This is a genomic window from Anaeromassilibacillus senegalensis (genome assembly GCF_001261775.1).
Classification (GTDB): Bacteria; Bacillota; Clostridia; order Oscillospirales; family Acutalibacteraceae; genus Anaeromassilibacillus; species Anaeromassilibacillus senegalensis.
Window position 1 is genome coordinate 17574 of record NZ_LN868535.1, and the last position, 23474, is coordinate 41047.

27 protein-coding genes are annotated in these 23474 nt (G+C 47.9%); 2 read left to right on the forward strand and 25 right to left on the reverse strand.

What is annotated here, in order from left to right:
* Nucleotides 1-33 precede the first annotated feature (33 nt).
* Nucleotides 34-927: a glycyl-radical enzyme activating protein gene (locus BN2106_RS00325; protein ID WP_050696589.1), complete on the forward strand. Its 894-nt coding sequence runs from the start codon at nt 34-36 to the stop codon at nt 925-927.
* Between the two features lie 56 nt (nt 928-983).
* Here BN2106_RS00325 and msrB read toward each other — a convergent pair whose 3' ends face one another.
* From msrB to BN2106_RS00435, 25 genes are all read right to left on the reverse strand, one after another.
* A complete protein-coding gene (gene msrB / locus BN2106_RS00330; RefSeq protein WP_050696590.1) occupies nt 984-1946 on the reverse strand; it encodes a peptide-methionine (R)-S-oxide reductase MsrB in 963 nt (320 codons plus the stop codon).
* Between the two features lie 183 nt (nt 1947-2129).
* Entirely contained in the window at nt 2130-2447 is a 318-nt protein-coding gene (gene trxA, locus BN2106_RS00335; protein WP_050696591.1) for a thioredoxin, read from the reverse strand.
* A 31-nt stretch (nt 2448-2478) separates the two neighbouring features.
* Complete coding sequence (locus BN2106_RS00340; RefSeq protein ID WP_050696592.1) at nt 2479-3795, reverse strand: redoxin family protein; 1317 nt, start codon at nt 3793-3795, stop codon at nt 2479-2481.
* Nucleotides 3796-3825: 30 nt separating this feature from the next.
* Nucleotides 3826-5196, reverse strand: coding sequence for an FAD-dependent oxidoreductase (locus BN2106_RS00345; RefSeq protein ID WP_050696990.1), 1371 nt, complete (start codon nt 5194-5196; stop codon nt 3826-3828).
* 15 nt (nt 5197-5211) lie between these two features.
* The gene (locus BN2106_RS00350) at nt 5212-5628 is read right to left on the reverse strand and encodes an RrF2 family transcriptional regulator (protein ID WP_050696593.1); all 417 of its coding nucleotides are present in this window, start codon (nt 5626-5628) and stop codon (nt 5212-5214) included.
* 3 nt (nt 5629-5631) lie between these two features.
* Nucleotides 5632-6084 carry a rhodanese-like domain-containing protein gene (locus BN2106_RS00355; RefSeq protein ID WP_330379703.1) on the reverse strand — a complete coding sequence of 151 codons (453 nt, stop codon included), beginning with the start codon at nt 6082-6084 and terminating at the stop codon, nt 5632-5634.
* A 293-nt stretch (nt 6085-6377) separates the two neighbouring features.
* On the reverse strand, nt 6378-6671 hold the full coding sequence (locus tag BN2106_RS00360) for a barstar family protein (RefSeq protein WP_050696594.1): 294 nt from the start codon (nt 6669-6671) through the stop codon (nt 6378-6380).
* A gap of 15 nt (nt 6672-6686) precedes the next feature.
* Complete coding sequence (locus BN2106_RS15445) at nt 6687-6872, reverse strand: ribonuclease domain-containing protein (protein ID WP_074017358.1); 186 nt, start codon at nt 6870-6872, stop codon at nt 6687-6689.
* Nucleotides 6873-7190: 318 nt separating this feature from the next.
* Nucleotides 7191-7802: a hypothetical protein gene (locus BN2106_RS15900; RefSeq protein WP_154666366.1), complete on the reverse strand. Its 612-nt coding sequence runs from the start codon at nt 7800-7802 to the stop codon at nt 7191-7193.
* A 5-nt stretch (nt 7803-7807) separates the two neighbouring features.
* Complete coding sequence (locus BN2106_RS00370; protein ID WP_050696596.1) at nt 7808-8686, reverse strand: hypothetical protein; 879 nt, start codon at nt 8684-8686, stop codon at nt 7808-7810.
* A 1-nt stretch (nt 8687) separates the two neighbouring features.
* Nucleotides 8688-8927: a hypothetical protein gene (locus BN2106_RS00375; RefSeq protein WP_050696597.1), complete on the reverse strand. Its 240-nt coding sequence runs from the start codon at nt 8925-8927 to the stop codon at nt 8688-8690.
* Entirely contained in the window at nt 8917-9198 is a 282-nt protein-coding gene (locus BN2106_RS00380; RefSeq protein ID WP_050696598.1) for a hypothetical protein, read from the reverse strand. Before BN2106_RS00380 ends, BN2106_RS00375 begins: the two co-directional genes overlap by 11 nt.
* Nucleotides 9182-9511: a PF13754 domain-containing protein gene (locus BN2106_RS16945; RefSeq protein WP_050696599.1), complete on the reverse strand. Its 330-nt coding sequence runs from the start codon at nt 9509-9511 to the stop codon at nt 9182-9184. The genes BN2106_RS00380 and BN2106_RS16945 overlap by 17 nt, the downstream gene beginning before the upstream one ends.
* Nucleotides 9508-10425 (reverse strand): Ig-like domain-containing protein, encoded by a 918-nt coding sequence (locus BN2106_RS00390; protein ID WP_050696600.1) that lies wholly within the window; start codon nt 10423-10425, stop codon nt 9508-9510. Before BN2106_RS00390 ends, BN2106_RS16945 begins: the two co-directional genes overlap by 4 nt.
* A 1-nt stretch (nt 10426) precedes the next feature.
* Nucleotides 10427-10594, reverse strand: a complete 168-nt coding sequence (locus BN2106_RS15905; RefSeq protein WP_154666367.1) for a hypothetical protein — start codon at nt 10592-10594, stop codon at nt 10427-10429.
* The gene (locus tag BN2106_RS00395; protein WP_050696601.1) at nt 10591-14124 is read right to left on the reverse strand and encodes a hypothetical protein; all 3534 of its coding nucleotides are present in this window, start codon (nt 14122-14124) and stop codon (nt 10591-10593) included. Before BN2106_RS00395 ends, BN2106_RS15905 begins: the two co-directional genes overlap by 4 nt.
* A gap of 18 nt (nt 14125-14142) precedes the next feature.
* A complete protein-coding gene (locus tag BN2106_RS00400) occupies nt 14143-14442 on the reverse strand; it encodes a hypothetical protein (protein ID WP_050696602.1) in 300 nt (99 codons plus the stop codon).
* A gap of 13 nt (nt 14443-14455) precedes the next feature.
* Nucleotides 14456-14725, reverse strand: coding sequence for a hypothetical protein (locus BN2106_RS00405; protein ID WP_050696603.1), 270 nt, complete (start codon nt 14723-14725; stop codon nt 14456-14458).
* 12 nt (nt 14726-14737) lie between these two features.
* A complete protein-coding gene (locus tag BN2106_RS00410; protein WP_050696604.1) occupies nt 14738-15451 on the reverse strand; it encodes a peptidoglycan recognition protein family protein in 714 nt (237 codons plus the stop codon).
* Nucleotides 15448-16200, reverse strand: coding sequence for a carbohydrate-binding protein (locus BN2106_RS00415; protein ID WP_050696605.1), 753 nt, complete (start codon nt 16198-16200; stop codon nt 15448-15450). Before BN2106_RS00415 ends, BN2106_RS00410 begins: the two co-directional genes overlap by 4 nt.
* A 16-nt stretch (nt 16201-16216) precedes the next feature.
* On the reverse strand, nt 16217-17428 hold the full coding sequence (locus tag BN2106_RS00420; RefSeq protein WP_050696606.1) for a WD40 repeat domain-containing protein: 1212 nt from the start codon (nt 17426-17428) through the stop codon (nt 16217-16219).
* 123 nt (nt 17429-17551) lie between these two features.
* Nucleotides 17552-18784, reverse strand: coding sequence for a WD40 repeat domain-containing protein (locus BN2106_RS15910; protein WP_154666368.1), 1233 nt, complete (start codon nt 18782-18784; stop codon nt 17552-17554).
* Complete coding sequence (locus tag BN2106_RS00425; protein WP_050696607.1) at nt 18784-19842, reverse strand: hypothetical protein; 1059 nt, start codon at nt 19840-19842, stop codon at nt 18784-18786. Before BN2106_RS00425 ends, BN2106_RS15910 begins: the two co-directional genes overlap by 1 nt.
* The gene (locus BN2106_RS00430) at nt 19843-20988 is read right to left on the reverse strand and encodes a siphovirus ReqiPepy6 Gp37-like family protein (protein WP_050696608.1); all 1146 of its coding nucleotides are present in this window, start codon (nt 20986-20988) and stop codon (nt 19843-19845) included.
* Nucleotides 20988-21857, reverse strand: coding sequence for a phage distal tail protein (locus BN2106_RS00435; protein ID WP_050696609.1), 870 nt, complete (start codon nt 21855-21857; stop codon nt 20988-20990). Before BN2106_RS00435 ends, BN2106_RS00430 begins: the two co-directional genes overlap by 1 nt.
* A 657-nt stretch (nt 21858-22514) precedes the next feature.
* Between BN2106_RS00435 and BN2106_RS00440 the strand changes: the two genes are divergently transcribed.
* A complete protein-coding gene (locus BN2106_RS00440) occupies nt 22515-23474 on the forward strand; it encodes a hypothetical protein (RefSeq protein WP_050696610.1) in 960 nt (319 codons plus the stop codon).

Consider the following 23474-nt stretch of genomic DNA (forward strand, 5'->3'; position numbering starts at 1 on the left):
TACCAAAACCATCAAACGGAAGGAGCAATCTTCATGTCAAACGGGTTCCTTTTCAATATACAAAAATTCAGCACCAACGACGGGCCGGGCATCCGCACCACGGTCTTTTTCAAGGGCTGCCCGCTGCACTGCTACTGGTGCTCCAACCCGGAGTCCCAAAGTGCGCGGCCGCAGCTGCTTTGGGACGCTGCAAAATGCGTCCATTGCGGACACTGTATGGAAACCTGCCCGGCAAAGGCGATTTCGCAGCAGGACGGCCTCCTATCCAGCACGCCTGCCTGCACCGGGTGCGGACGCTGTGTACAGGCATGCCCGCAAAAGGCGCTGACGCTGGAGGGCAAACCGTACACCGTGGAAGAAGTGCTGCGCGTCTGCCTGCAGGACCGGGATTTTTACGAGGAATCCGGCGGCGGGGTCACTCTTTCCGGCGGGGAACCGCTGGCCCAGCCGGATTTTGCGGTGGAACTGCTGCAAGCGCTCAAAGCGCATGGCCTGCACACCGCGATTGAGACCACCGGCTTCGCGCCGGAGGAAACCTTCGCCCGCCTGCTGCCGTTTCTTGATTTATACCTGTTCGACTGCAAGCAGTATGACAGCGCAGCACACAAAGGGGCCACCGGCGTACCAAACGATTTAATCGCCCGCAACCTGAAGGCCGCCATAGACGCGGGCAAACAGGTGATTGTCCGCATCCCGGTCATCCCCGGCTTTAACGACGCGTTGGAGGACGCCGCCGGTTTCTGCGCGCACCTCAAATCGCTTGGCGCTAAAGACGTCAATCTGCTGCCGTTCCATCAATTCGGAGAAAAGAAATACGAATTTCTCAGCAAGCCGTACCTGTTACACGACGCAAAAGCGCTGCGCGAGTCCGACTTACAGGATTATCAATCCATTTTTCTGGAAAACGGATTCCACTGCTATTTCTGAGCGCAAAAAGAAGGACGGTTCCGCCGTACAGCGGAACCGTCCTTCCTTTTATCGCTTTATTTGAGGCGCTTTTTGTATGCGCCGTAGCCTTCTTCCTCCAGCCGGTCATAGGGAATAAACCGCAAGGCCGCGCTGTTGATGCAGTACCGCAAGCCGCCGCTCTCCCGTGGGCCGTCCGAAAACACATGCCCCAGATGGGAATCCCCGATCCGGCTTTTCACCTCGGTGCGGCGCATCCCATGGCTGACGTCCAACCGTTCCCGCACCGCATCACCGTTCACCGGGCGAGTAAAACTGGGCCATCCGCAGCCCGCGTCATATTTGTCGGCGGAGGAAAACAGCGGCTCCCCCGTCGCCACATCCACATAGAGCCCCGGTTCCTGCAAATCCCAATACGCGCCGGTAAAGGGCCGCTCCGTCGCCGCGCACTGTGTCACCTCGTACTGTTCCGGCTTCAAACGTTTGCGCAGCTCCACATCGGAGGGCTTCCGGTACGCGCGCAGAGCAACCCGGCCATCCCGCACCTCCAGGTCGCGCAGGCTGCTGAAGTCAATATGGCAATAGCCGCCTGGATGCTTTTGCAGATACGCCTGGTGGTATTCTTCCGCCGGGTAAAAGCTATGCAAGGGCTGCAGTTCCGTCGCCAGAGGCCTGCTTTGCACAGCGCGCACGCGGTCCATCCCCTGTTTCAAAACAGGGCGGTCAAGTGGGTCCACATAATAAATTCCCGTCCGGTACTGCGTTCCCACGTCGTTTCCCTGCCGGTTGCGGCTGGTGGGATCAATGATCTGGAAGAACCGGTCGGTCAGGATTTCCAGCGAGACAACCTCCGGGTCGTACCGCACACGCACCGTCTCCGCATGGCCGGTATCGCCCCGGCACACGTCCTCATAGCCCGGATTCTCTGTTTCCCCGTTGGCATAGCCCGCTTCCGCCTCCATCACGCCGGGAATGCGGGAAAAATATTCCGCCACGCCCCAAAAGCAGCCGCCCGCATAATAGATTTCCTTTAAACGCATCGTGTACCATCCTTTCCACTGGCATTTATCGTTCCCGTTCCGGGCAGCATTATCACTTCATGAAAAAGAAGCGGTTCCCAACTGACCAAACAGAGCGGCTCCCCGTCAAACGCAAAGGGAGCCGCTCTAATATTGCCAGGTTTTTATTCAAACATATATGGCAATACAGCCAATGTCTCTTGATTACGCTTCTTCAATCATTTTGAGAATCTTCGCCTTCGGCTTGGTCCCCACGGAGGACGCCGCCTCGACGCCATCCTTCAGCACAAGCAGCGTCGGGATGCTCATCACCTGATACTGCTGCGCCAGCTCCGGCTGTTCATCGATGTTTACCTTGCAGACCTTCAGGCCTTCATGGCCTTCCTCCGCGATCTCATCCACCACCGGAGATAGCATGCGGCACGGGCCGCACCAGGTCGCCCAAAAGTCGATCAGAACTTTTCCCTTCGCCTGCAATGCCTCTTCGCTGAAATTTTCTTTGGTCAACTCTACAACTGCCATTTTACTTTCCTCCTGTATCTTCCGTCTGTTTTTAACTGTCCCGTTTGCCCTCCATTGTCTGGCGGACAATACTCTTCATCATATCTTCGGTCAAGGTGCCGGTCACATAGCCGAACACATTGCCGTCCTTATCGATCATAAAGGTGGTCGGGAACGCGGTCACTCCATATTCTGCGAAGAATTCGCCGGTTGTATCCATCACCACCGGGTATGTGTAGCCGTTTTCATCCAAAAACTGCTTGACTTCTTCTTCAGACACGTCCGCGTTGCTGGAGTTTGTGTCCGTTTTGGGGTTTGCAACGCCCAGCACCACCAGATCGTCTTCATTCTTGTTGTGTTCTTCGTACATTTTCTGAATGTCCGGCATCTCCTGCTGACAGGGGCCGCACCAGGTCGCCCAGAAATTGAGGAAGACCGTTTTGCCTTTGTAGTCCGAAAGCGTGTGCGTATTTCCAAACTGGTCGGTCAGGGTAAAATCGGGCGCCGGGATTTTCTCCGGGTCCGCGCTGCCCGCCGCTTCGCTGGAAGACGGCGCATCCGGCTCGCTGGAAGACGCCGAACTGGACGGAACTTCATATGGCTCGCTCACAGCTGCGCCAGACGAGGGAGATTGGCCCGCGCCAAAGCTGGAGAGGTAGCCGGTAATGCCATTCATCCAGCCGGTCAGCATCATCACGCCCATCAGGACCATCAGCACACCGCCAACCTTGACCGTATACTTGACCACCTGCTGATGCTTTTTGAAAAAGTCCAGCAGCGTGCTGGTAAACAGCCCCACCGCCAGGAACGGCAATACAAATCCGAGGGTATACACGCCGATCAGAACAAAGCCGGTTGCGGAAGAGGCCGCGGAAGTCGCCATCAGCAGCACGCTCGCCAGCGCGGGGCCGACACAGGGCGTCCACGCAAAGCTGAACGTAAAGCCCAGCAGCAGCGCGACCAACGGGTTCATTGCCAGCTTGTTCAGCCGGAACGGCAGCCGGTGCTCCTGCCCCAGAGAATGAGAGCCGAACAGCCCCAGCTGGAACAAGCCGAACAGAATAACAATTACGCCGCCGATGCGGGCCAACAGCATTTTTTGTCCGCTGAAGAACCGGCCCACCGCGGTAAAGCCGAATCCAAGAAGGAAAAAGGCAAAGCTGACACCGATGACGAAGAACAGCGTGTTCAGCATCACCTTTTTGCGCTGGTATTGAATCGCACCATTTTCATCGACCGTTTTGGTGCCGCCCGCCAGATAACCGATGTACAGAGGCACCAGAGGCAGCACGCACGGGGAGAAAAAGCTCACGATGCCCTGTAAGAAGACGGTAAGCGCGGAAATACTCGTTTCAACTGAAAAGCCCATAAGGACCTCCTTTATTTTGGATTCAGATTTTTATTGAACGGACGCAAACAAATCGTTCAGCGACTCGCTCATGGTCGGATGAGTGTAAATACTGTCGCGCAGGACGGGATAGGGCAGTTTTGCATCGATTGCCAGCTTGATCAAATTGATCATCTCATGAGATTCCTCGCAGAAGAGGTGCGCCCCCAAAATCTGGTTGGTCTTTGCATCGATCACGGCTTTCAGCAACCCCGTGGTTTTGCGGAGCACCTGCGCCTTCGGAATCGCCGCCACCGGCAGTTTGGCAATTTTCACATCGTACCCCTGTTCCCTCGCCTCTTTCTCGCTCAGGCCCACACGGGAGAACGGCGGGTCCAGAAAGACGCTGTAGGGAACTGCGCCGCGGTTTTCCGTGCTGCGGCTTCCGTCTCCCAGAAGCTGAGATTTTACAATTCGAAAATCATCCAGTGAAATATAGGTGAATTGCAGGCCGCCCGCCACGTCGCCCATCGCCCAGATATGCGGGACCGTCGTGCGCAGGAACGGATCTGTTTGGATGGCGCCGCGCGGGGTCAGCTCCACACCCGCGGCCTCCGGATGCAAGTCCTCCAGGTTGGGGCGGCGTCCCGTCGCCACCAGGATGGCATCCGCCTCCAGTTCTTCGGCTCCCGCTTCCATCTGCACAGAAAGAACTGCACGATCCGCCCGGTCCTGTACGGAAGCGACCTGCGCGGACAACAGGACCTGTATCCCACGGTCCGCCAGGCTTTTGAGAACCTCCCGGGCAATTTCCTCATCTTCACGCGGCAGGAACACCGGCCCGTCCTGAATCACCGTGACGGTGGAGCCAAAATTGGCGTAAATAGAAGCGAATTCCATACCAATGTATCCGCCGCCGATGATGACGAGCTTTTCCGGCAGCGTATCCAACTCCATCAGCGATTCGCTCAGAACCATGTGCGCGCTTTCCTTCAACCCGGAAATAGGCGGAATAAACGGCCTTGCGCCTGTGTTGATAAAAATTTGTTCCGCTTCTATTTTTTCCTCGCCGTTCGCCGTCTGTACGGACAGCGTGTGCGGATCAATAAAAGAGGCGGTCCCATGAATCACATCCACATTGGGCAGATCGTTCAATTTGTCAAAATTCTTTTTGCGGAGCATGCCGGTCAAGCGCCGCTTCTCCGCAATTGCTGCCGCATAGCGCGCGGATTTCTCCTCAAATGTGCCGCCCTGCGCTTCAGAAACCGCAGCGCTATGTACCAGCGACTTGGTTGGAATGCACCCCACATTGATGCAGGTGCCGCCATACATTTGGTCGGAGCGTTCCATAATCGCTACCTGCTTCCCCGCCGCTGCCAACGCGCCGGCCAGCGTTTTGCCGCCTTTGCCAAAACCAATGATTGCCGCATCTACCTTTTTCATCATAAGACACCTCTTTCATTTCTTGCTGAAAATCCTGTCGTCAATTTGTTGAATCGTAACCTGTTCCAAATGCTCCTTGCATAGCCGGTCCAGGTCGCTGTAAATGCCGTCCATGACATCCGCCATGCCGGAAGCGATCAGGCATTTCATATCGGTATCCCCGCTGCGCCAGGCGGAGGCAACGAACTGAACCTCCAATGCTTCGCTGATCTCACGGAGGCTGACCTCCGCCGGATCCAGGGAAAACAGATATCCACCGTCGACGCCTTCCTTGGTGGAAAGCAGCCCCGCCCGTTTGAGCTTCGCCATAATCTTGCGGACACGCGCAGGATTGGTACAAATATTTTGCGAAAGCTCCTCGCTGGAAACCGTCCGGCCCTTGTGATTCAGAAAAACCAGCGCGTGGACCGCCACGCCGAACTCACTTGTCAAGCCTCACGCCTCCTCTGATACCGTTTCATACGGCCAATCCACAATTCCGCCAAAATCATTGATATTCTGATATCCCAGCGCGACCAACTGCTCAGAGGCTGCTTTGCTTCGCTTGCCGGTACGGCAATAAACCAGAATCGCCGCATCAGGGTCGGGTAGTTCCTCCGGCTGTTCCTCTCCGATGGTCTCCACCGGGAGCAAAATCGCGCCCTCAATATGCGCCCCTGCATATTCTTCCGCTGTCCGGACATCCACCACCGTGACGCCGCCCGCTTCCATCATCTTTTTGGCTTCTTCCGCATCGATCTTATGATAGGCTTCCGTATCTGCCGACGAGCTCCGGCTGCTTTCCACAGCGGAACTCCCGGAAGACGGGACTGTATCGTTCGCCTGTCCGCAGGCGGTTAAAAAGAGTGCGGAACACAACAGGAACCCCGCTGCGATTTTTCGCTTCAAGTTCGTCAACTCCTAACTGTAATTTATATCATTTCAGTTTCTATCTGTTATTATACAGATTACAGTTTGTTTTGTCAAGAGGTTTTTTATACAACGAAAGCTTTTTAATAATGGGAGTTTATCCTCAAATGGTATCATCCGATCTAAAATCGTAAATCTTTATAATATTCCTGGATGCGGACAAAAAGAGTCCGAACATGAGCGTATCCGGACTCTTTTTTATTTTTAGATTCATTTGGAAAAATTACTTTGTGTAAAGATATACTCAAAGCTTGTTGTAACTGGTCGATCAATCAATTGTAGATTTCTATTTCTATAAGGTCATTGAATTCTGCCCGAAATTCCTTTAACTCCTGTAAAATCTTGTTAATCTTTTTCACACTCGGTTCAAGTTCTTTTGGCACGGTATGTTCTCCCAATACAATAATTTGATTCGCGTCACACTCCGTCCAAAGCAGATCTGAAAACGCACTCCAATTTTCCCCGTAAAAATCGGGGAAATCAAATGCTTTTTTAATTCTCTGATGGATTTCCCCCAAGTATTTGCAGCCGGTCAGATCCAGGGTAATGGTTTTTTTCTCTCCCATCGTTTATCGTCTCCTTTAAATGATTTCTAAAAATGTTTGATAATGGTCATAGGTTACAAACAACAAGCCATCGTTGGACCATAACAGACGGTGCTTATTCCGCCTTCCGCTATAGTAATTGATATCTGCTTCAAACCAGATTCGTCCTAAAACTTGTGGTAGGTGTTCATCCTCGTTTTTATAAATTCCTTTGGTGAACATTCTTCCCGGTGCGAATTTAGCGAGTGCTTTTCCCCATTTTCACCCCAGTTTAACGGGTATTCTTGCGTTTTGATGAGTTCTTAGTACAATTTTGGAGAGTTGCAAAACAACGACAAAAAACCCGCAAAGCTAGACGCAATGCGGGTTTTCTCATGGTGGAGGAGGATGGATTCGGACCATCGAAGCTGAAAAGCAACAGATTTACAGTCTGCCATATAATCCAATAAAACCGCATGAAATAGCCGTTTTTTGCAGATACCTGACGCGAAGTGCGCCAATTGTGCGCCAATAAGTAAAATTTCAACTACTAGCATTCTGCTACGAAAGCCAAATTGCCCGGATCGTTGTACGTTGAACATATCCTTGCGTTGCTGTCAAAAGATACTGAACACCTCCTGCGCACTCCTCTGCTGTTACTCCAGATAAATTAAGAATTACCACATTATCAAACACCCCTCCATCTATACTCACTCCATAGCCGGAGGATGGAATACCAATTCTATCAGTTAGCGATAATGATGCATACGATCCATCTTCCGATTCACTATGCAAATCTATCCCCAACTTTGTGTATCTCATAAAAGTTGCTGAAGTTTGTGCAGTAGTGGATTCTTTTAATATGAGTTTAGCAAATATAGCAAAAGTTGTACCTGTCGTATTATCATTTACAATGTTGATAGTCCCTCCGGACTCTGTGTAATCTCCTTCATGAGTGTGAACCGTTAAGAGCGTATCGCTCCAAATGCCCGATTTGAAAATATAATCGCGGGTACTGGGTTGCGACCCGCCCCCATATACACGACGTATTACACCGCTCTTATCTGACGCCCATGCACTTGTTGCTTGTCGAACTACACCGTCCGATCCCGGCCTCGCGATAGAGGAAGATGTTTTGATAATTCCCTGTGCATCTGTTTTTATAATCGGCACTACTGTCACTCCTCAAATACAAATGCAACCGTATTAGCAGGCAGTGTTGTTGGCTCTGCAGCTGACACCTGAAATTTAAGACCATTGACGCTGGTTGCATCTCCATTAATATCTAGTTTATTATCCAATAGAAGAATTAACGTATCAACGTCTACAACTTGGAGCGCAGTCCGTACCTTATCTGGAGTCATCCAATAGGGCGCACCGGTTTTATCCTGAGCATATAGGGACTTATCCGCTGTTGGAGCGGCAGACTGTGCCAAAACCGAACTTGATGATGCGTATATCGGCCGGTTCGCCGTCCAACTGGTTTTTCCCGTACCGCCATTGGATACGCTCACCGTACCGTACATATCCGGGCCATATGGTTTACTGGTTCCAACGGCAATCCAATAGGCTCCATCGTATTGCAATAACTGCGCTTTATTTGCGGTCAGCCAGCTGCTTGACTGACCCGATGCTGTACTGCTGTTCGTATAGCTATACCTTCGCTTAATTGTTTTAGCACCCAATCCGTTGATATTAAGCGTAGGTGAGATGCTCGTACTTACAACATGCGGAATGATTGTAATTGTCAATCCGTTCGTGAGGGATGTTATTCCTTCGACTGTAGCCGTATAAGCACTGCCGGACCCTGCTGTTGTTACAATTGGCATAGAATTACCGCCTCCAGCTTCCAGTGTTCCCGTTACCAATCCCATTTTGGTAATCGCCTTTTTACCCTGTGCAATGTCAGCAGGAGTCGCATTTGCCTGATCTTGAGCAGTATGCCAACCCGTTATGGCTGAGTCAATCTCTGCGCCACTATAGGCTAAAGTATATACATAGCTATCATTGCTATCCATCCCACCTGGACCTGCAGCGCGCATTTTGCTATCTTCCATATCAGTTTCCTCCCAAATCCAGAAGCCAGCCTATTGCCTCATTGATTTCAACATCTGTGTAATCCAGCATGTGGTCTTTACCGTCGGCTGTATGTAATTCAGCATTGTTACAGTCCGCAAGTATATACCCCAAATACTCCATTAAAACGCCATATGCTTCAACACCAATTATGAGCCGATAACCCGCTTCAGTCAATACGCTTTGTGGATCAAGTTGGGCCGAAATGATTTTAACGGACATCCAGTATCACCCGCACTTTTCTTGTCTCTGGCGGTACTTCATAGGTAATTTCCAGCGTATAGGTTCCCGTTTGCTGAGGCTCTACCAAGGTACTGACAAACGCACCGTCCACTGCACAAGCTCCCATTTGTTCCGCTTCTGTAACCCCATTGCGCCGAAGAATCCATTCTGCTTTCGGGATAACCACAGCACCAGGTTGTGCGCTCCGTACTTCCAAATCAACGTATTTATCTTCTCCCAGTATCCAACTTCGTTTATATACAGGCAGCACTTACACACCTCCTTTGCATTATTACAACATGATATCTGCTTTCCATCATATTGATATTCAAACGTTCCGGCAGAAGAATCACCTGATATGATTCTTCTGTGAGCCGAATACATACCATCCGGCTGTCCATCATGTATAGAACGCCTGTCCAATATGCCTGTTCACCAATAGCATTTTCTGCCCACAACTCTACTGCATATTGTCCATCTTTAAGATCAGCGGGGACCGACGCCTGCCAGTCCCCGCTTGTTGTCTGTTCAAACGTGAGATCGTACTGGTCAGCACGTCCCCACACCCTCACCGCCGCACTCATGTTACCGAAACGCTGATGACATAGGTTTTTCCTGCATCCACCGGATTAGGCGTAATTGTGGGTGTGCCAATGACCGGTGCGCTGGTATTTAACGTTACTGTGCGTGTAACAGTTGATACCTTTCCTGCCTGGTCGGTCGCCGTAATAACAATTGTGTTGACGCCTTCTCTCAATGTAACCGATTTACTCCAAGCACCAGAAGCGTTTACTGTTACAGCCTCCTGATCCGTATTGTTTAACTTAATTGCGACTACTACCGGACTGCTTGTTACATCATTAGTCGTACCAGATACACTTAAAGCAGTCCTATTGGTCACAAAGTTATCTTGCGGGCTTGTCACATCTAACGTTGGTGGCGTTGTATCAATGGTAATACTTCTCGTCGCCGCACTGGATGCATTTCCATCATTGTCAGACACATTCAAGGTAATAGTATGTAGGCCATCTGACAACGCAGTCTGTGGAATGTAAGAAATATCATAACCACCCGGTGTGGGGGTTACCGTCATCCCAGTTGCAGTGCTGCCAACGGAAGCACCATTATCAATTTTCAGGGCAAACGTGCTGAGATAAATACCACTATCATCATCTCTCAATTGAGCAGTAATCGTGGGCGTATTATCCGTCAATAGTGCGCCGGCTCCAGGGGCTGTAATCGATATGGTCGGCTTAACTCGTTCCTTAACTACTAAACGCAAAGCTTCCCCAACTGCACCACTGCTTAATGAATTAGCCGTTCCCATATTACCTGCATCATCTGTGGCTGTAACTGTTACATCATAATAGTGGCCCTCCTTATTATAGGAGGATTTGCCTGGTGCGGTGAGTGTAGCTTCCCATTTCCCACTACTGTTGTTATATGTTAAATCATGTTCAATACCGTTTATCGTTGCTTTTACAGTCTCGACAGACATATTAAACCTCCAAGTCGTTTACCGGGAGCATTCCGGTGAGTTCTATATACTGATCGTTTGTAATTGCCCCAACCATTAAAAACAGAGAAAGCATGTCCAGCATGGTATCCATCGTTCTGCCTGCCTCAATGAGTGTTTTGCAGTTTTCATAAGTGTTTTTGATTCTCATATCGTTATTCCTCCAATTTGCAATTGTGCCAGTTTAGCTTCCAATTTGGTGAGATACTCTATATTATCCAATGTGTTCTGTTCGATAAATGCCTGCAAGTTCTGCTTATACTCCGTTCGGATTGATCGTGGAGGCAATGCATCCTCACTGTAAATGGTTGTAATTTGGTGCAACGTTTTAATGCTTTGAATCGCTTTCTGCGCCTCATGACACAGGTAGATCTTTGTTCCATCCGCACGTATCAGAGTTGTTACTCCACCAACAGTCTGGAGAGAATCGCCAGATAGAAATTGTAGTTCGTCTCCATTCTGTGCGCGAAGTGGAATCATGTAATGTGTGCCATTGTACGGTTCAAACGATGTTGCTGACTTCCCAAATTCCAATTGTGGATACAACATGGTTTCCGTTGTATCGCCACGCTGGAATCGCAGAAACGCCCGAACCGAAGAGGGTTCTTCCAACGTAAAAGTTCCGGTAAAATACTGGCTGTCTTTTCGCACAAATATCCGGTTGCCAGCCGTATAGGTTCCCGCTGGCAAGATAAAATATTCTGAATACAAATCTGCATATCCGTCAGATGAAACGACGCCGTTAAATGTGACGGCCCCGTTCTCGTGGATATAAAATGTCGTGTTTCCTCGCACAAGCCTGCCGGGATCATTGAGAAACAAGAGATTTTTCCCAATGGAAACCAGATTTAAGGAGCCAGAAATCCCTTGTTCGATTCCGTCGACAGACGTGCTGTTTCCTTCCACACAGAAATTGCGGACTAAACCCGCCGCGCAGTCTATGAGAAACAGTGGGTATCCGGTGCTGGACGTCCACACCTGATCTGTTTTCAATTCCATACGGCTATTGATACACGCAAGTGTATCTTTGCAATAGACGGCCTTTAAATACGGTGGGACACTGTCGCTGCTGCTCATGATCCCATCGACGGGCTGGATTTCGTTTAACGTTTCCAGCGTGGTCGGCGGTAATACAGTTATAATCGGATTTTTAAGTTGGTAATAAACCGTAACAGGGTGTTCCGCCAGCCAAGTGCGCCATTCGTCCAGCGTCTCTACAAACCCGGTCCAAAAATAAAAGTTATTTATATACGCACCGATACCAATCAAGCCATTTAAGGTATTGGTTGACGCAATCGTAGAAAAATGTGTGCAGAAAAAGTTATTGGCTTCCCAGAGATTATTTTCCCATCCAATATAGTCCACCACGTTACGGATATAAAAGCGCAAACTTCCCGCCACTATGTCCATGGCTACCCAATCCTCACTGGACGCACCGTTCAGCGTAAGCGTCCCCACACGCCGAATGAATCGCCCGTCCTGCGTAATTTCATCCCTTTCGCCGTTTGGCAACGAATGGAGCGGCTGCGGAACCGCAATGCTGATGTTAGTTTCTTTCATTGCCAACTGCACGATTCCGGTATTTCCCGCACCGATAAAAGTCGCCGGATTCATCGGGCCTTTCGACTGTGTGGGGTCCAGCAACGTTTCTTGTGTAGCGCCGCAGATAGAAAACTCTTGAAATGTCGCACCTTCGGCCGGATCTGTAATTGTAATGGTCCCCAGTCCACTTGTATTTTCTAGAATAGATGGTGAAAATAAATTCTGTGCATCCGCTTTTGTATACGCATTTTCATCAAAACGATCAACATAGGATTTAGTATCAAATGGATAAGAAACTGCAAGATACGGTTTTACTGGATCTGTACAAGACAGATCCCCATCCTGTGTGGCAATTGCCCTTATTGCTTCAACGACCGATGGCACTTCGCTCACTACTGGATGCTGCCGCAGATAATAGACTGTGATGGGATGTTCCGCCAACCAGGCACGCAGACCAGCTTCATCTGGCGATGCAAGACGGCTGGCTAGAACACGAATATCCAACCGTCCCATGCCAGGTTTCATGGCATACCATTCCCAGGTGGTAATGTGTTCGCCTCCCGTATGAATTTTGCCATAGCAGGGCAGGAGGTTCGAGACACAGAAAATCTTACCCCCGTCCAACTTTCCATTATCGCCGCCAATGTCATCCATCGCGATGATATACGCCTGACAGTAATTCTTATCTTCAATTTCATATACTGCCCACTTCCTGCTTCCATCTAAAACGATTTTTCCCACCCGGCTGATAAAATTACCGTCTGCTGTGATCTCGTCCCGGCTTCCATCTGGCAGGGCATACAACGGCTGATCCAATGGGATTTCATAAACCTTTGATCCCATGGCCAGATGTACGCTTCCGTTTTGTCCAACACCGAAGATCGTAGAGGGGTTATCCGGGCTCTTTTCCTGCGATGGATCCGCCAATATTTCTGTCAGGTCGCCAAGCATGGAACACGATAGAAGCGTTGTCTGCGCCACAGGACTTGTGATATGTACCGTGCCTAGTCCTTCCACGCGTTCTTCAATGGCCGGAGCGAATTGCATCCGTGCTTCCGTTCTGCTATAGGTGTCCAGCGCCGCAATTCTTTCCGCTTCAGCAGTTGCCTTCTCCGCTTCTGTTTGGGCGGTTTGGGCATACTCCGCAGCCTGCTGTGCGAGAGTGTCAACGGTTTGTTTTGCCTGCAACGCGCTGGATGCACTACTGACCGCGCTACTCTCACTGTCTTTGGCCGCTGTTTTGCTTGCAGCTGCCGTTGTAGCAGCGGTTTGGGCGTCCTGTTTGCTCTTTAATGCGGTCTGTGCATCCTTTTGCGCCTGTTCAGCTAGCGTCATTACTTCAGTTTGAATCTGACTGACAGCCTCTTTGTTTTTCTCAACCTGTACAGCGGCAGTTTCCGCAGCCGCTTTTGACGCTATAGCGGAAGCTTGCGCAGCCTGTGCTTCCCGCGCATTGGCTTCTGTATCTGCTGCTGCTTGCTGAACGGCCGACAAATCACGGTTTACTTTATCCGCTGATTCCTGGACAATTTGAGTCAACGCAGATACATTTGCTTTATCTGCTGCAACGGACTGTGTATCTTCCCGAACTTGGCCGGCAATGGTTGCAACGTCGATCTTTACTTGTCCAACGGCTTCCCGGTCTGCTTCTGCTTGTGCAGCGGCGGTTTCCGCAGCGGTTCTGGATGTTTCTGCTTCCTGTGCTTTTTCTGTCGCTGTTGCAGCAGCAGTGCTTGTGCCATCGAGCACTGCTTGCATTTTATTTACGATTTGCTGGTAAATATCAACCGATGGGGGAGGTGGTGTTTCTCCCTCTATGTATGCGCCCTGTTTAATTTTTATTGTATAGATATTCGTGGTTGCCCGTGTGTCCCCGGCAATGCCAACCAGGCCAAAGGCCACATCGCCTGGCAGCTGGGTTAATTCATGTGGAATCATACAGGTGTCGCCAGTGAGCAACACTTGCTGTTGTTCGGCCCGATCTGTGTTAAAAAACAAGGCCGTTTTAGATAGCGACATCCAATCGCTGTCAAATGTAAAATGCAATTCTATGTAGTTTACATTTCCGGATGTAATGGTGGAAATCGTCTTTGATATGGACAGACTGTTCTTATGAACTTCAAAATATATTGTTTGCACGTATTCACCTTCTTGCGGTTATGCCGCATATTTCCCAATGTTTACACCTTGCAGCTTCCCCAAAATATCACTGGCATAATTTGCTCCACGGCTGGCGAAGATGCCTGTCAGGATACATCCGACATAGGGCACAGTGAAAGTTGCACCTAGTGCGGCGTAAATGTCAGCCCCGGACAGAATGCACAGGGCGACGGCCGCAACCAACGCGCCGATCTGGATAACAGCGGCTTTTCGCTCGCCATTGATAATGGTCTTTACATATTCAACGATTCCTTCAACAGTGACTGCAAGTGTCAGAAATAATACGATTGCTTCCATTCGATAGCCCTCCTTATGGCTTTTCCAGGCGAGATATACGGCCTTCATGATCGGACAGTTCCCGTCCATGGTCCGCTATTACTTTGTCCTGTTCTTCATTTTTATCCCAGAGGCGTTTGCGTGCCTCATGTCCGCTTTCTTCCTGCCGTTCCATCCGCACTTCTACGTTTTGCAGCGTGACCGTCAGCTTCGTAATGTTGGTATTCAGCTTCACAATTGGCCCCACGATCGCACCTACAAGGCCTACCAGGGCGATTATCACACAGACCATCTGCCATTCCATAGCTTGTCCCCCTTATATGATCGTCACCGAAAATAGCTTTTCATCATTCGTATATACGCCTGTACTTTCTCCGCATTTACCTGTCGCTGTTATTCCAAATATGTATTCGTTCCCCGATTGCCGACCAGTAAAGGTTTTCATAACACTGCCATTTCCCACTGTAAACGATGGTTTTGCAAAGCTTGTCAATTTGACATGGTAGCTGTTCCCACGCGCCAGAGAAATATCCTGCGTGGTGTCGGAAATCACTTTGTGCAAAGCCATATCAACCATCTTTTTAAATCTGTCCCATCCCAGGTCTAGCGTCCGATGCGGACAATACTTGCCAGAGTAGTCCTGGTGCTTTGTCACCCGGTCCAGCTCCCAGCCATACCGTGCCATAATCGATGCGGTCAGTTCGGCTGCGTTCTGTTCGGCTGCTTCAAACCACGCTCCACCACTCTTTGAGTAGCATATTTCAATTGCGATTCCTTCCCTGTTTCCTGTTCCATTCCCGTCGCCAGCGTGCCAGGCATTTCGGTTTTCGGGTATCGCCTGTATGATCTCCTTGTCATCAACCGCATAGTGAAAGGAGGTCTCCGCATTGTTATGTGACATATACGCGACTTCGTTTTCAGCGCTCGCATCGTTGGCGGTATTGTGGATGACCACGCGAGTTGGCGTCATCGTATATGGACACTTAATTTTATGCTTGCTGACCGGAATCATCCTTTGGATAACCGTCATTCGACTACCTCCGTCCATTGAGTTGGCGGCTCCCAGATGTTCGCGTCAACATCGCTTGTCCACCGTTTTCCGCCGTGGCTGACCTTTGCTCCCAGAGGATATGCATCCGTGCTCCCGGCGGGCTGTCTCCACTCCGGCCACTCAACCGCTGGATCGTCGATGCGCACCCAAAGGGACGGAGAAACGTCCGGGATCCAGCTCTCCTGTGATGTATGGTCTGTCAGACAGCGATAGAGAAGGCTATTGTGTTGTACCCGGTCGCCGGCAGTGTATTCGTGGGCCTCCGGAATCCACTCCGGGAACATCCAGATACAGTCTGTTGCCTCTTTGTCCGTCAGCTTTGTGGATGCTGCTTCAATCTGTGTGCGCTTTGCGCGGGCTGTGGCAAGTAGATCGCCAGATGCGTCTCCAATCACTTCCGCAATTGCACGTGCCTGCGTTTCCGTTTCCTGCAGGAGTTGTACTTCACGGACACTTTCCATTTTTACCATAGTAACGCTGATCTTAGCGTCTTCGTAAATCGACCGCACAAACATCGTATAGCCGTTCAGGGACTTTTCGGCTTCGTCGATTGTCATGGTCTGCGTTTTTTCAGGATTTGTGAAGATTTCACGTAGTTGCGTATCCGTATAGATGCTTGCATCAAAAATAAAGCGTACACCATCACGGTATACGCCTTTATAGCTTTGTCGTTCTTCACGATTCCCCATCATATTCAATTGAGATTGGTCTGCAAATGTCAATTTCACAATTTACATCTCCTTATTACGGGTTACTGGTATTAACCGCTGGGAACAAGTTGATTTTAAGCTTTGCATCTGTTTCTGCATTTTCCAAAGCGATACCTAGTTTTGCATCGGATTCCCAATTTCCCAGTTTTATGTACCCATTAGCGTTATATACACAATAAAATTTAACGCTGTAGGCTACAAAGTATGGCTCGTTAAGTTTTCCAACATAAAGATATTTTCCGTCTAATGAAAAACAAACAGCATAAACGTTACTTTCTGCTATCATCGGCGTATTAAGGCGAACAAAAGTATCTCCGTCTCGTTTACATACAGTTAAAAATGGACTTCTCGAGTGTCCTGCGGCAAGGTAGTTTCCATCTGGAGAAAAATTCACACTAAAAATTGACGCAGACGGAGCAAGAATGATACTAGACAGTTTTGTAAACGTATCGTCTATGCGCTTGTAGACTTCTAAGCATTTATCCCCACCGGATGCAAGGTATGTTCCGTCCGGAGAAAAACACAAACTTTGAGGTGTTCCGTCTGAGGCATCAACCGTGTTTATTTGATTAAATACGTCTCCAGACCTTTTAAACATTAGCAGGGTGTTACTTATCCCCACGGCTAAATAAATTCCATCTGGAGAAAATCCAACGCTGTAAATATCATCGGATATAGTTATTGCATTGGATAATTCGGTAAAATTATCGCCTGATCGTTTGTATATTTTTACCGAATGCGCAAACATAAATCCAGCAGCAAGATAATTTGCATTGGGGGAAAATGACATTGAAATGGCTTGATCCGGAGCTTTTAATGTTGGTGTTGATAATTCTGTAAAGGCATCACCTGATCGTTTATATATAACAATATCGTTTTCCCTTGACACAGCCAAATAAGTGCCATCAGGGGAGAAACATATTGCCGGAATCCCACTTGATAGATCTACCGATATTGACAGTTCAGTTATAGTTTGTCCTGATCGTTTGTAGACTTTAAGATATGGTGCAGCCTCATATCTCACCGCAATATATTCGCCTGTTAAGCATGATACAACATATACTTGCGCATCAGGTGAATTCGGAATATCCAAATAATCCACTATATCGCCACCCCAATCCAGCGTGGGAATCGCTGCTATAGCTTTATCTTTTGTTATATCCTCCTTGGCAACTCCAACTTGTTTATCTTTCCAGCCACGTGGAAAACCACCCGCACCCGCACGTCCTTTTATAACTGTTGACACTGTGAACCCTCCCCTCGCCCAATAATTACCTTAACATTGCTAGAATAAACGATAGAGATATAATTGCTTTCCAGAGTAAAGAACTGACCGCTGTTAGGATATAGCTTCCTTAAAGTTTGCATGCTATCCTCCATTTACTTCCGGAAATAGATTGATTTTACAAGAACTCCCCGCAGATGCACTTTCAACCGCTACTCCTAATTTTGTTGAAGGATCCCATGTACCAGGTTTTATATAATTTTCAGCATTGTAAACATCATACAATCTCGAACTTAATCCTATTATTTTATTTAATAGAGTTGATGTCATATACACAATATCATTTTCTGGTGAAAAGCAAGCACATGTTATACGAGCATAATCACGAAATTTTCTATTTAGCAATGTAAAAATGTCTCCTGACCTTTTATAGATATACAACGTTATAGTCTCTTCGGGTACAAGTAATAAATAAAGCCCATCTGAGGAAAAAACAACAGATTTTAATGAAATATCTTCTGCAATTAATTCTACCGATGATTCCGCAAGTTTTGTGAAAGTATCATTGGATCTTTTGTAGATAATTAAATAAGGTTTTTGTTTAATTCCAACCGCTAAATAAATTCCATCTGAAGAAAATGATAAACTTTCTATATCACCTTCTACTAATACGGACAACTCCGTAAGTTTCGTAAGTGTGTCTTTAGAGCGTTTATAAATATATAAACTTGCTTTTTTAGAACTTCCAATTGCTATATATGTTCCATCTGCGGTAATACTTATTCGATGTGCATTTTGCAGTCTCTCGTATGGAAAATAAAGCTCTGTAAAATTGTCTCCTGACCGTTTATATACATAGAGTGCGGTCGTGGTTATACATGCTAAATAATTTCCATCAGAAGAAAAACACAAATCTACTACACTAGCTGAAATGTTTACTGCATCTGTTAAATTTACATAGGTATCTTCTATTCTTTTATAAATGGTTATAAATGGTTGAACAAGAAATCCTGCGGCCACGTACAATCCATTCAAAGAAATTGACATGCTGTTCATTAAACTGTCGACTCTATCAACCGGCCCTATGAGTTTTGTAAAAGTGTCTCCAAATCTTTTATAAACGTCTAAATTTGAATCTGCAAAACCTCCACACGCCAAATATTTTCCATCAGAAGAAAACAGCATGTAATTTACTACTGGAGTTGGATTTTCAGAAAAAGAGAGATTCTTTAAAGTTCCCGTTTCTAAATCTATATGGGGCACCGCCGCTATCGCACTATTTTTTGTAATACTTTCTTTCGCAGTTCCTGTGCATTTTTCTTTCCATCCCTTTGGGAATCCGCCCGAACCCTCATCTCCACCTATAATGGTTGCCACTATGTATCCCCCCTCAGAATGACGCGTACCGGTATACTTACCGTTGGTTTCTCCCCCCATGCTTTAAGGGTAATAGTTCCCGCCGACTGTCCTCCATCCTGTAAATTGGCCTCTTGGTATGCTTCAAGTTCTTCCGCCGTAATGGTGGCACCTGGAATCAGATCCTGATTGCTGGTTGCCGTTACTCCAGAAATATTTAAAGTATACGTATATGGCACCGCCGTTCCAGTCCATGAAGAAGCCCTCAGCGTGGCAGATTCCGTCGTACTCTTATCTGCTTTACCGTTTATTAAGTTTAATAGTCGGCCTGCTGCATCTTCGCTAATGACACTTTTCGCTGTTTCAAACCAATTATAAAACTCCGTTTGAAAACGCTGCAGTTGCGCGTCTGAAGTCATAACAAAGTTATTATTTGTTCTATCAAATACCGTTACATACTGTGCTTGCAATTCTTTGTAGTCTTCCCATATTCCCTTCGTATCAGCGTTAGGAATACTCTTCATTAAGCCTGCGATGGGTTTCCCATCGGTTGGATGCACAGTTGTATTTAACCGTTGATCTGTAATCATCGACTGCGTAATCGCCGTAGAATCACTGGGAATTACGATTGTAGCGAGCGCAACCTCGTAATTTAAAGACTCATGAGAAATGTTGCTTTCAAGAGATGCATTCGCTGCACGCTGCTTTGCAGCAACATAAATCTCTGGTTTCTCGCTTCCCAAATCCATCCGTAGAACAATATCGGTTGTTTTACCAGCTGCAACTTGTAACGTCACTGGCAAGCTCGCAATATATCCCCTACCCTTGATCATGGCCACACCAGGCGAGACAACAACCTGCAGCCCGGAGCCCGCCGTAACTGCTAAACTCGATCCAATATAATCTTCCGGGTTATCATCCGGGCTTGTAATCGCCATTTGCGGCGCAATGCCTGTCGTGTACAAGCATTCAAAAAAGCTTGCCAGATCCTGCGCCGCATACTGGTAATAGGCCAGCTCATCTTCCGTAAGCGTCCCGGCTGGTTTATCCCAAAAGAATGATTTTTCACCTAAAGCCATTTATTTTCCCCCTGTCCGTATTTGTCGCTCCAATAGTTGCAAATTGGTCTTCCTGGGCTTTCCAAAGGTTCCCGTTATCCCATAACCTTTCCCCTGCCATTCGTGCGTAACACTGATAAGCTGAACATCCGCATACTGGTTAAGGACTCTATCGCGGATCGTCACAAAATCACCTAAATAGAAATCTTTGTTGTAAACGAAGCTGCTGTTTAGCTCAACTGTGAAGGTGTCGTCTTTCTCGAAATTTGTTGCTTCTTTGCGGGCAAGGTTCTGCATTTCCCCGACGACGTCCGACGCTGTATCATCTACATTCACATTAATTTGCGTCTCATATCGTTCGCGGCCTTCCGGTTCCGCGTCATTTTCCCGGCAGACCAGCAGCGTCGTCTCCTCAGCCTCGGAGCGTGCACCGCTCTTCGTTGTGTAAAACGCATTGCGGTAGTTCTCCACGTCGCTGACGAAGTGACTGTCCAGAGCAGTCCGCAAGTCCACATCCAAAATGATACGCGGTCGGTCTGATTGTCCGGCTGTACGGTCTGTACCCATAACCACATCAAATACCATGTTCCCAGCAGATATATCCACATCCACCTTATATCCAAGCTCCTGGGCCGCACCGACCTCCTGTAACAGTTCGTCGAGCCGGTTAAACCGTGCCATGTACTTGTCATCCGCAATGCCTCTGCCCTGATCGGCGGCAACGGTAAAACCGGGAATTGCGCGTTTGGTATTGGCCGGGGAAACGATATTATTGATTACATAGTGCTTCATTACGGTTTCCGTGCTGCCGGATACCGTGTCATATCCTTTCAAATCGCTTCCCGATGACGGATACAAACAAACGCGCTGCTTGAGGTATCCTTTCAGGTCGTCTCCACTGCGGCCAATCGGTGCGGCGGTCGCGGTGCGCTCATCGTCAAGGCCACGGATAATCCCCCATAGGTAGACGTTGTTGCCGCGCACGCTGATGAGATTCCCTTGCTGCAACGCGCTGGCATAAGCATCAAAGGCGGACAGCGACATAGACCAGGAACCCGGCTCATAGAGGTTTTCTGTCCACGAAAGCGATTGCGGAACAATCTTTCCCAGCTGGCCTTCCTCCAACGTTTGGCTGCCGGTTATCGGACTAAATACACGTATATCCATCAGACGCCTCCAAACTGTTTCCGCCAGAACATGTATCCCAACGGCTTTGTCGTTTGTCCGCCGCCGTCCAGGTTGATGACATTGCGGCCGCGCTGTAAATACCAATAATCGCTGTCCAGCGTTAGGTAGTGGCTGGCATTCTCGATGAGCTGTCCGGTAATGGCGGAGTTGATCACCGCTGTTCCGCGCTCCGTGTCCACTTCCAGCTGTTGCGCGGAGGTGATTGCGCGGTTAAACTGCATGAATTGTCCGGTCGTCTGATTGGTTATAGTAACACTTTCAGCCGTTCCCATTACGACGATGCGCACGGGTAAATTGTCGTAAGTATCATTAATGACGGCAAACTCTGTTGTATAGGTGCCGAAAGTGAAAGTTGGGTCGATCACCAGGGGGAAGGACAGACCGCCTAAAACCGCACCCATGCGAACGACTCGATCACTGCGTTCTTTCCATTTTGGATTCTCCGTAGATTGGAAGGTCAGGCTGAACTTCTCGTAGCTACCGATTCTGTCAAAGCCGGCGGGGATCTCCAAAAAGCGTCCTCGCAAGGAATACGCGCCGGTATCATTCTCATAAGTCAGCGTGCCCTGATAATTCAGGTCAATTGTATTAGCCAATTTTTGTTTCATTTGCTGCAAGTTTCCCAGATCAAACCAGCCCCGCTTGTCACCACCCAGAATCGCAACCTCTATTGGCACGCTGCGCTGATCGTATCCGGTCGCGTAAGTATTATAGATCCCGCCAATGGACATATCGCTGTCCTCGGTGCTTCCGACGCCCATCGTATCAATACTGGACAAAAGATACGGACCAACCTCATCAAAGACAATGATCAATCCATTATCGGATACATAAGTTACTTGTTCCATGCTTCACCTCCTGATTTTGGGCATGAAAAAACCGCGCCCCAAAACGGAGTGCGGTTCTTGTCAATGTTTGGCTATTGTGGTATTATATTTTCTGTAAGGTGTTATCAAGACGCTGGGCGGTTGCCCCTCCATTCCTGGAGGGGATCGTTTCTTTTCCCCTCCACGAGAGGGGGTGAGGCCATGATTACATATTCAGAGCTATTTCAGCTTTGCAGTGTACTCCTGGGTATTGCGACGTTCGTTTGGACTGTTGCAACTCACACGAAAAAGAAATAGCCGCCCTACCCCAACAAAGTAAGCGGCTAATTCTTTAGCTAATTACGAGGGGCAACCGTCTACTGGTAGCACCTTACGTGTTTATTATAGCCTCCTTTCTTTTTGTTGTCAATCCGTTTTCTCAGCATTTGATCCACTCACCCCTTACAGGGTGAGACAATCCAGTATGCTCGCACTCCGGAGGAAAAGGCGATTTCAATCCACTCACCTTTTACAGGTTACAGGGTGAGACTATATAAAATGGCATTTGCTAATAATACCGTAACACCTCCACAATCAACAAACAAGATATTTTGGATAATTTAATCTTTTTCTCTTGCGGAAATTGCTGTTGCATCTTATAATATAAACAAATTACGAACTAACTAGGAGGTAAATTTTATGAAAAAGAAAAGAATTATGGCGCTATTTCTTTGCGTTGCGTTATTACTATGCGGCCTTCCGATGGCCTCCGCTGCTACGCAGCCTTATGTAGAAAGTGATACTACCGCAGACTTCACAAAACCCCAGGGAGATTACTACTGGTTTAAATTCACTGTGCATGGGACACATGAAGACCCGAAGATAGCAGCAGGAAACGGCAGCATATTGAAAACTGGTAACTGTAAGAAAATGAAAAATGTTAACGGAGAGGATGAATACCGCTTTCAAGTCTTTGCTGTCGGTAAGCCAGGTGAAGCCTCTGCCATTTATACCACTTTGCCGGGACAAAATCCTGTTAAACACTGTGTAATTACTATAGGACAACCTCAACCTAAAAAAATTACAACCGCCAACAAAATGAACAAACCTTCAATTGTATATGTTGAGCCAGCTAATTCGGGAACTGAGCTTTGGGAACGTCTTTCAAAATTTAACACCTTAGAAACAAATTTAGGAACTCTAAACTTTAACATAGTCATCAGAGAAAATTCAAGCAAATACTATGCATATGATTACAGTATTAAATTTGAATGTTCACTTTCGGATTTGCAAGGACCAATAGATAACATAAAATATACAGATGAGCAAAGAGCCACCTACTATAAAAAATTAAAAGAACATATGGAGCTAATCGCCACTACTGCTGAGGCAGCAGCACCAGGTAAGAAGCTAATTGGCGAATATTATAACTACTATTATGAATACCCGGCTTTACAATTAGATTTAGTAGAGCATCAACTCTTTGGTTTTGCAAATTTCGTTAATCGAGGAGGTTATGATGCCGAATGGAAACAGTACGACGAATCGCCTATAAGTGAACTCCATTGGATAATAGCTAGAGATAATATTGATGTCAATTACGAAGGAATACAAAATTATTCGGCCTTGAGAGGTATGCGTGAGGGTTATTGGTGGTAA

Coding starts and splice junctions, on each gene's coding strand:
- BN2106_RS00325 (WP_050696589.1), top strand. CDS start 34: ATGTCAAACGGGTTCCTTTTCAATATACAAAAATTCAGCACCAACGAC.
- msrB (WP_050696590.1), bottom strand. CDS start 1,946: ATGCGTTTAAAGGAAATCTATTATGCGGGCGGCTGCTTTTGGGGCGTG.
- trxA (WP_050696591.1), bottom strand. CDS start 2,447: ATGGCAGTTGTAGAGTTGACCAAAGAAAATTTCAGCGAAGAGGCATTG.
- BN2106_RS00340 (WP_050696592.1), bottom strand. CDS start 3,795: ATGGGCTTTTCAGTTGAAACGAGTATTTCCGCGCTTACCGTCTTCTTA.
- BN2106_RS00345 (WP_050696990.1), bottom strand. CDS start 5,196: ATGAAAAAGGTAGATGCGGCAATCATTGGTTTTGGCAAAGGCGGCAAA.
- BN2106_RS00360 (WP_050696594.1), bottom strand. CDS start 6,671: ATGGGAGAGAAAAAAACCATTACCCTGGATCTGACCGGCTGCAAATAC.
- BN2106_RS15445 (WP_074017358.1), bottom strand. CDS start 6,872: ATGTTCACCAAAGGAATTTATAAAAACGAGGATGAACACCTACCACAA.
- BN2106_RS00370 (WP_050696596.1), bottom strand. CDS start 8,686: ATGGAAGATAGCAAAATGCGCGCTGCAGGTCCAGGTGGGATGGATAGC.
- BN2106_RS00375 (WP_050696597.1), bottom strand. CDS start 8,927: ATGTCCGTTAAAATCATTTCGGCCCAACTTGATCCACAAAGCGTATTG.
- BN2106_RS16945 (WP_050696599.1), bottom strand. CDS start 9,511: ATGAGTGCGGCGGTGAGGGTGTGGGGACGTGCTGACCAGTACGATCTC.
- BN2106_RS00390 (WP_050696600.1), bottom strand. CDS start 10,425: ATGTCTGTCGAGACTGTAAAAGCAACGATAAACGGTATTGAACATGAT.
- BN2106_RS15905 (WP_154666367.1), bottom strand. CDS start 10,594: ATGAGAATCAAAAACACTTATGAAAACTGCAAAACACTCATTGAGGCA.
- BN2106_RS00400 (WP_050696602.1), bottom strand. CDS start 14,442: ATGGAAGCAATCGTATTATTTCTGACACTTGCAGTCACTGTTGAAGGA.
- BN2106_RS00405 (WP_050696603.1), bottom strand. CDS start 14,725: ATGGAATGGCAGATGGTCTGTGTGATAATCGCCCTGGTAGGCCTTGTA.
- BN2106_RS00410 (WP_050696604.1), bottom strand. CDS start 15,451: ATGACGGTTATCCAAAGGATGATTCCGGTCAGCAAGCATAAAATTAAG.
- BN2106_RS00425 (WP_050696607.1), bottom strand. CDS start 19,842: ATGGCTTTAGGTGAAAAATCATTCTTTTGGGATAAACCAGCCGGGACG.
- BN2106_RS00430 (WP_050696608.1), bottom strand. CDS start 20,988: ATGGATATACGTGTATTTAGTCCGATAACCGGCAGCCAAACGTTGGAG.
- BN2106_RS00435 (WP_050696609.1), bottom strand. CDS start 21,857: ATGGAACAAGTAACTTATGTATCCGATAATGGATTGATCATTGTCTTT.
- BN2106_RS00440 (WP_050696610.1), top strand. CDS start 22,515: ATGAAAAAGAAAAGAATTATGGCGCTATTTCTTTGCGTTGCGTTATTA.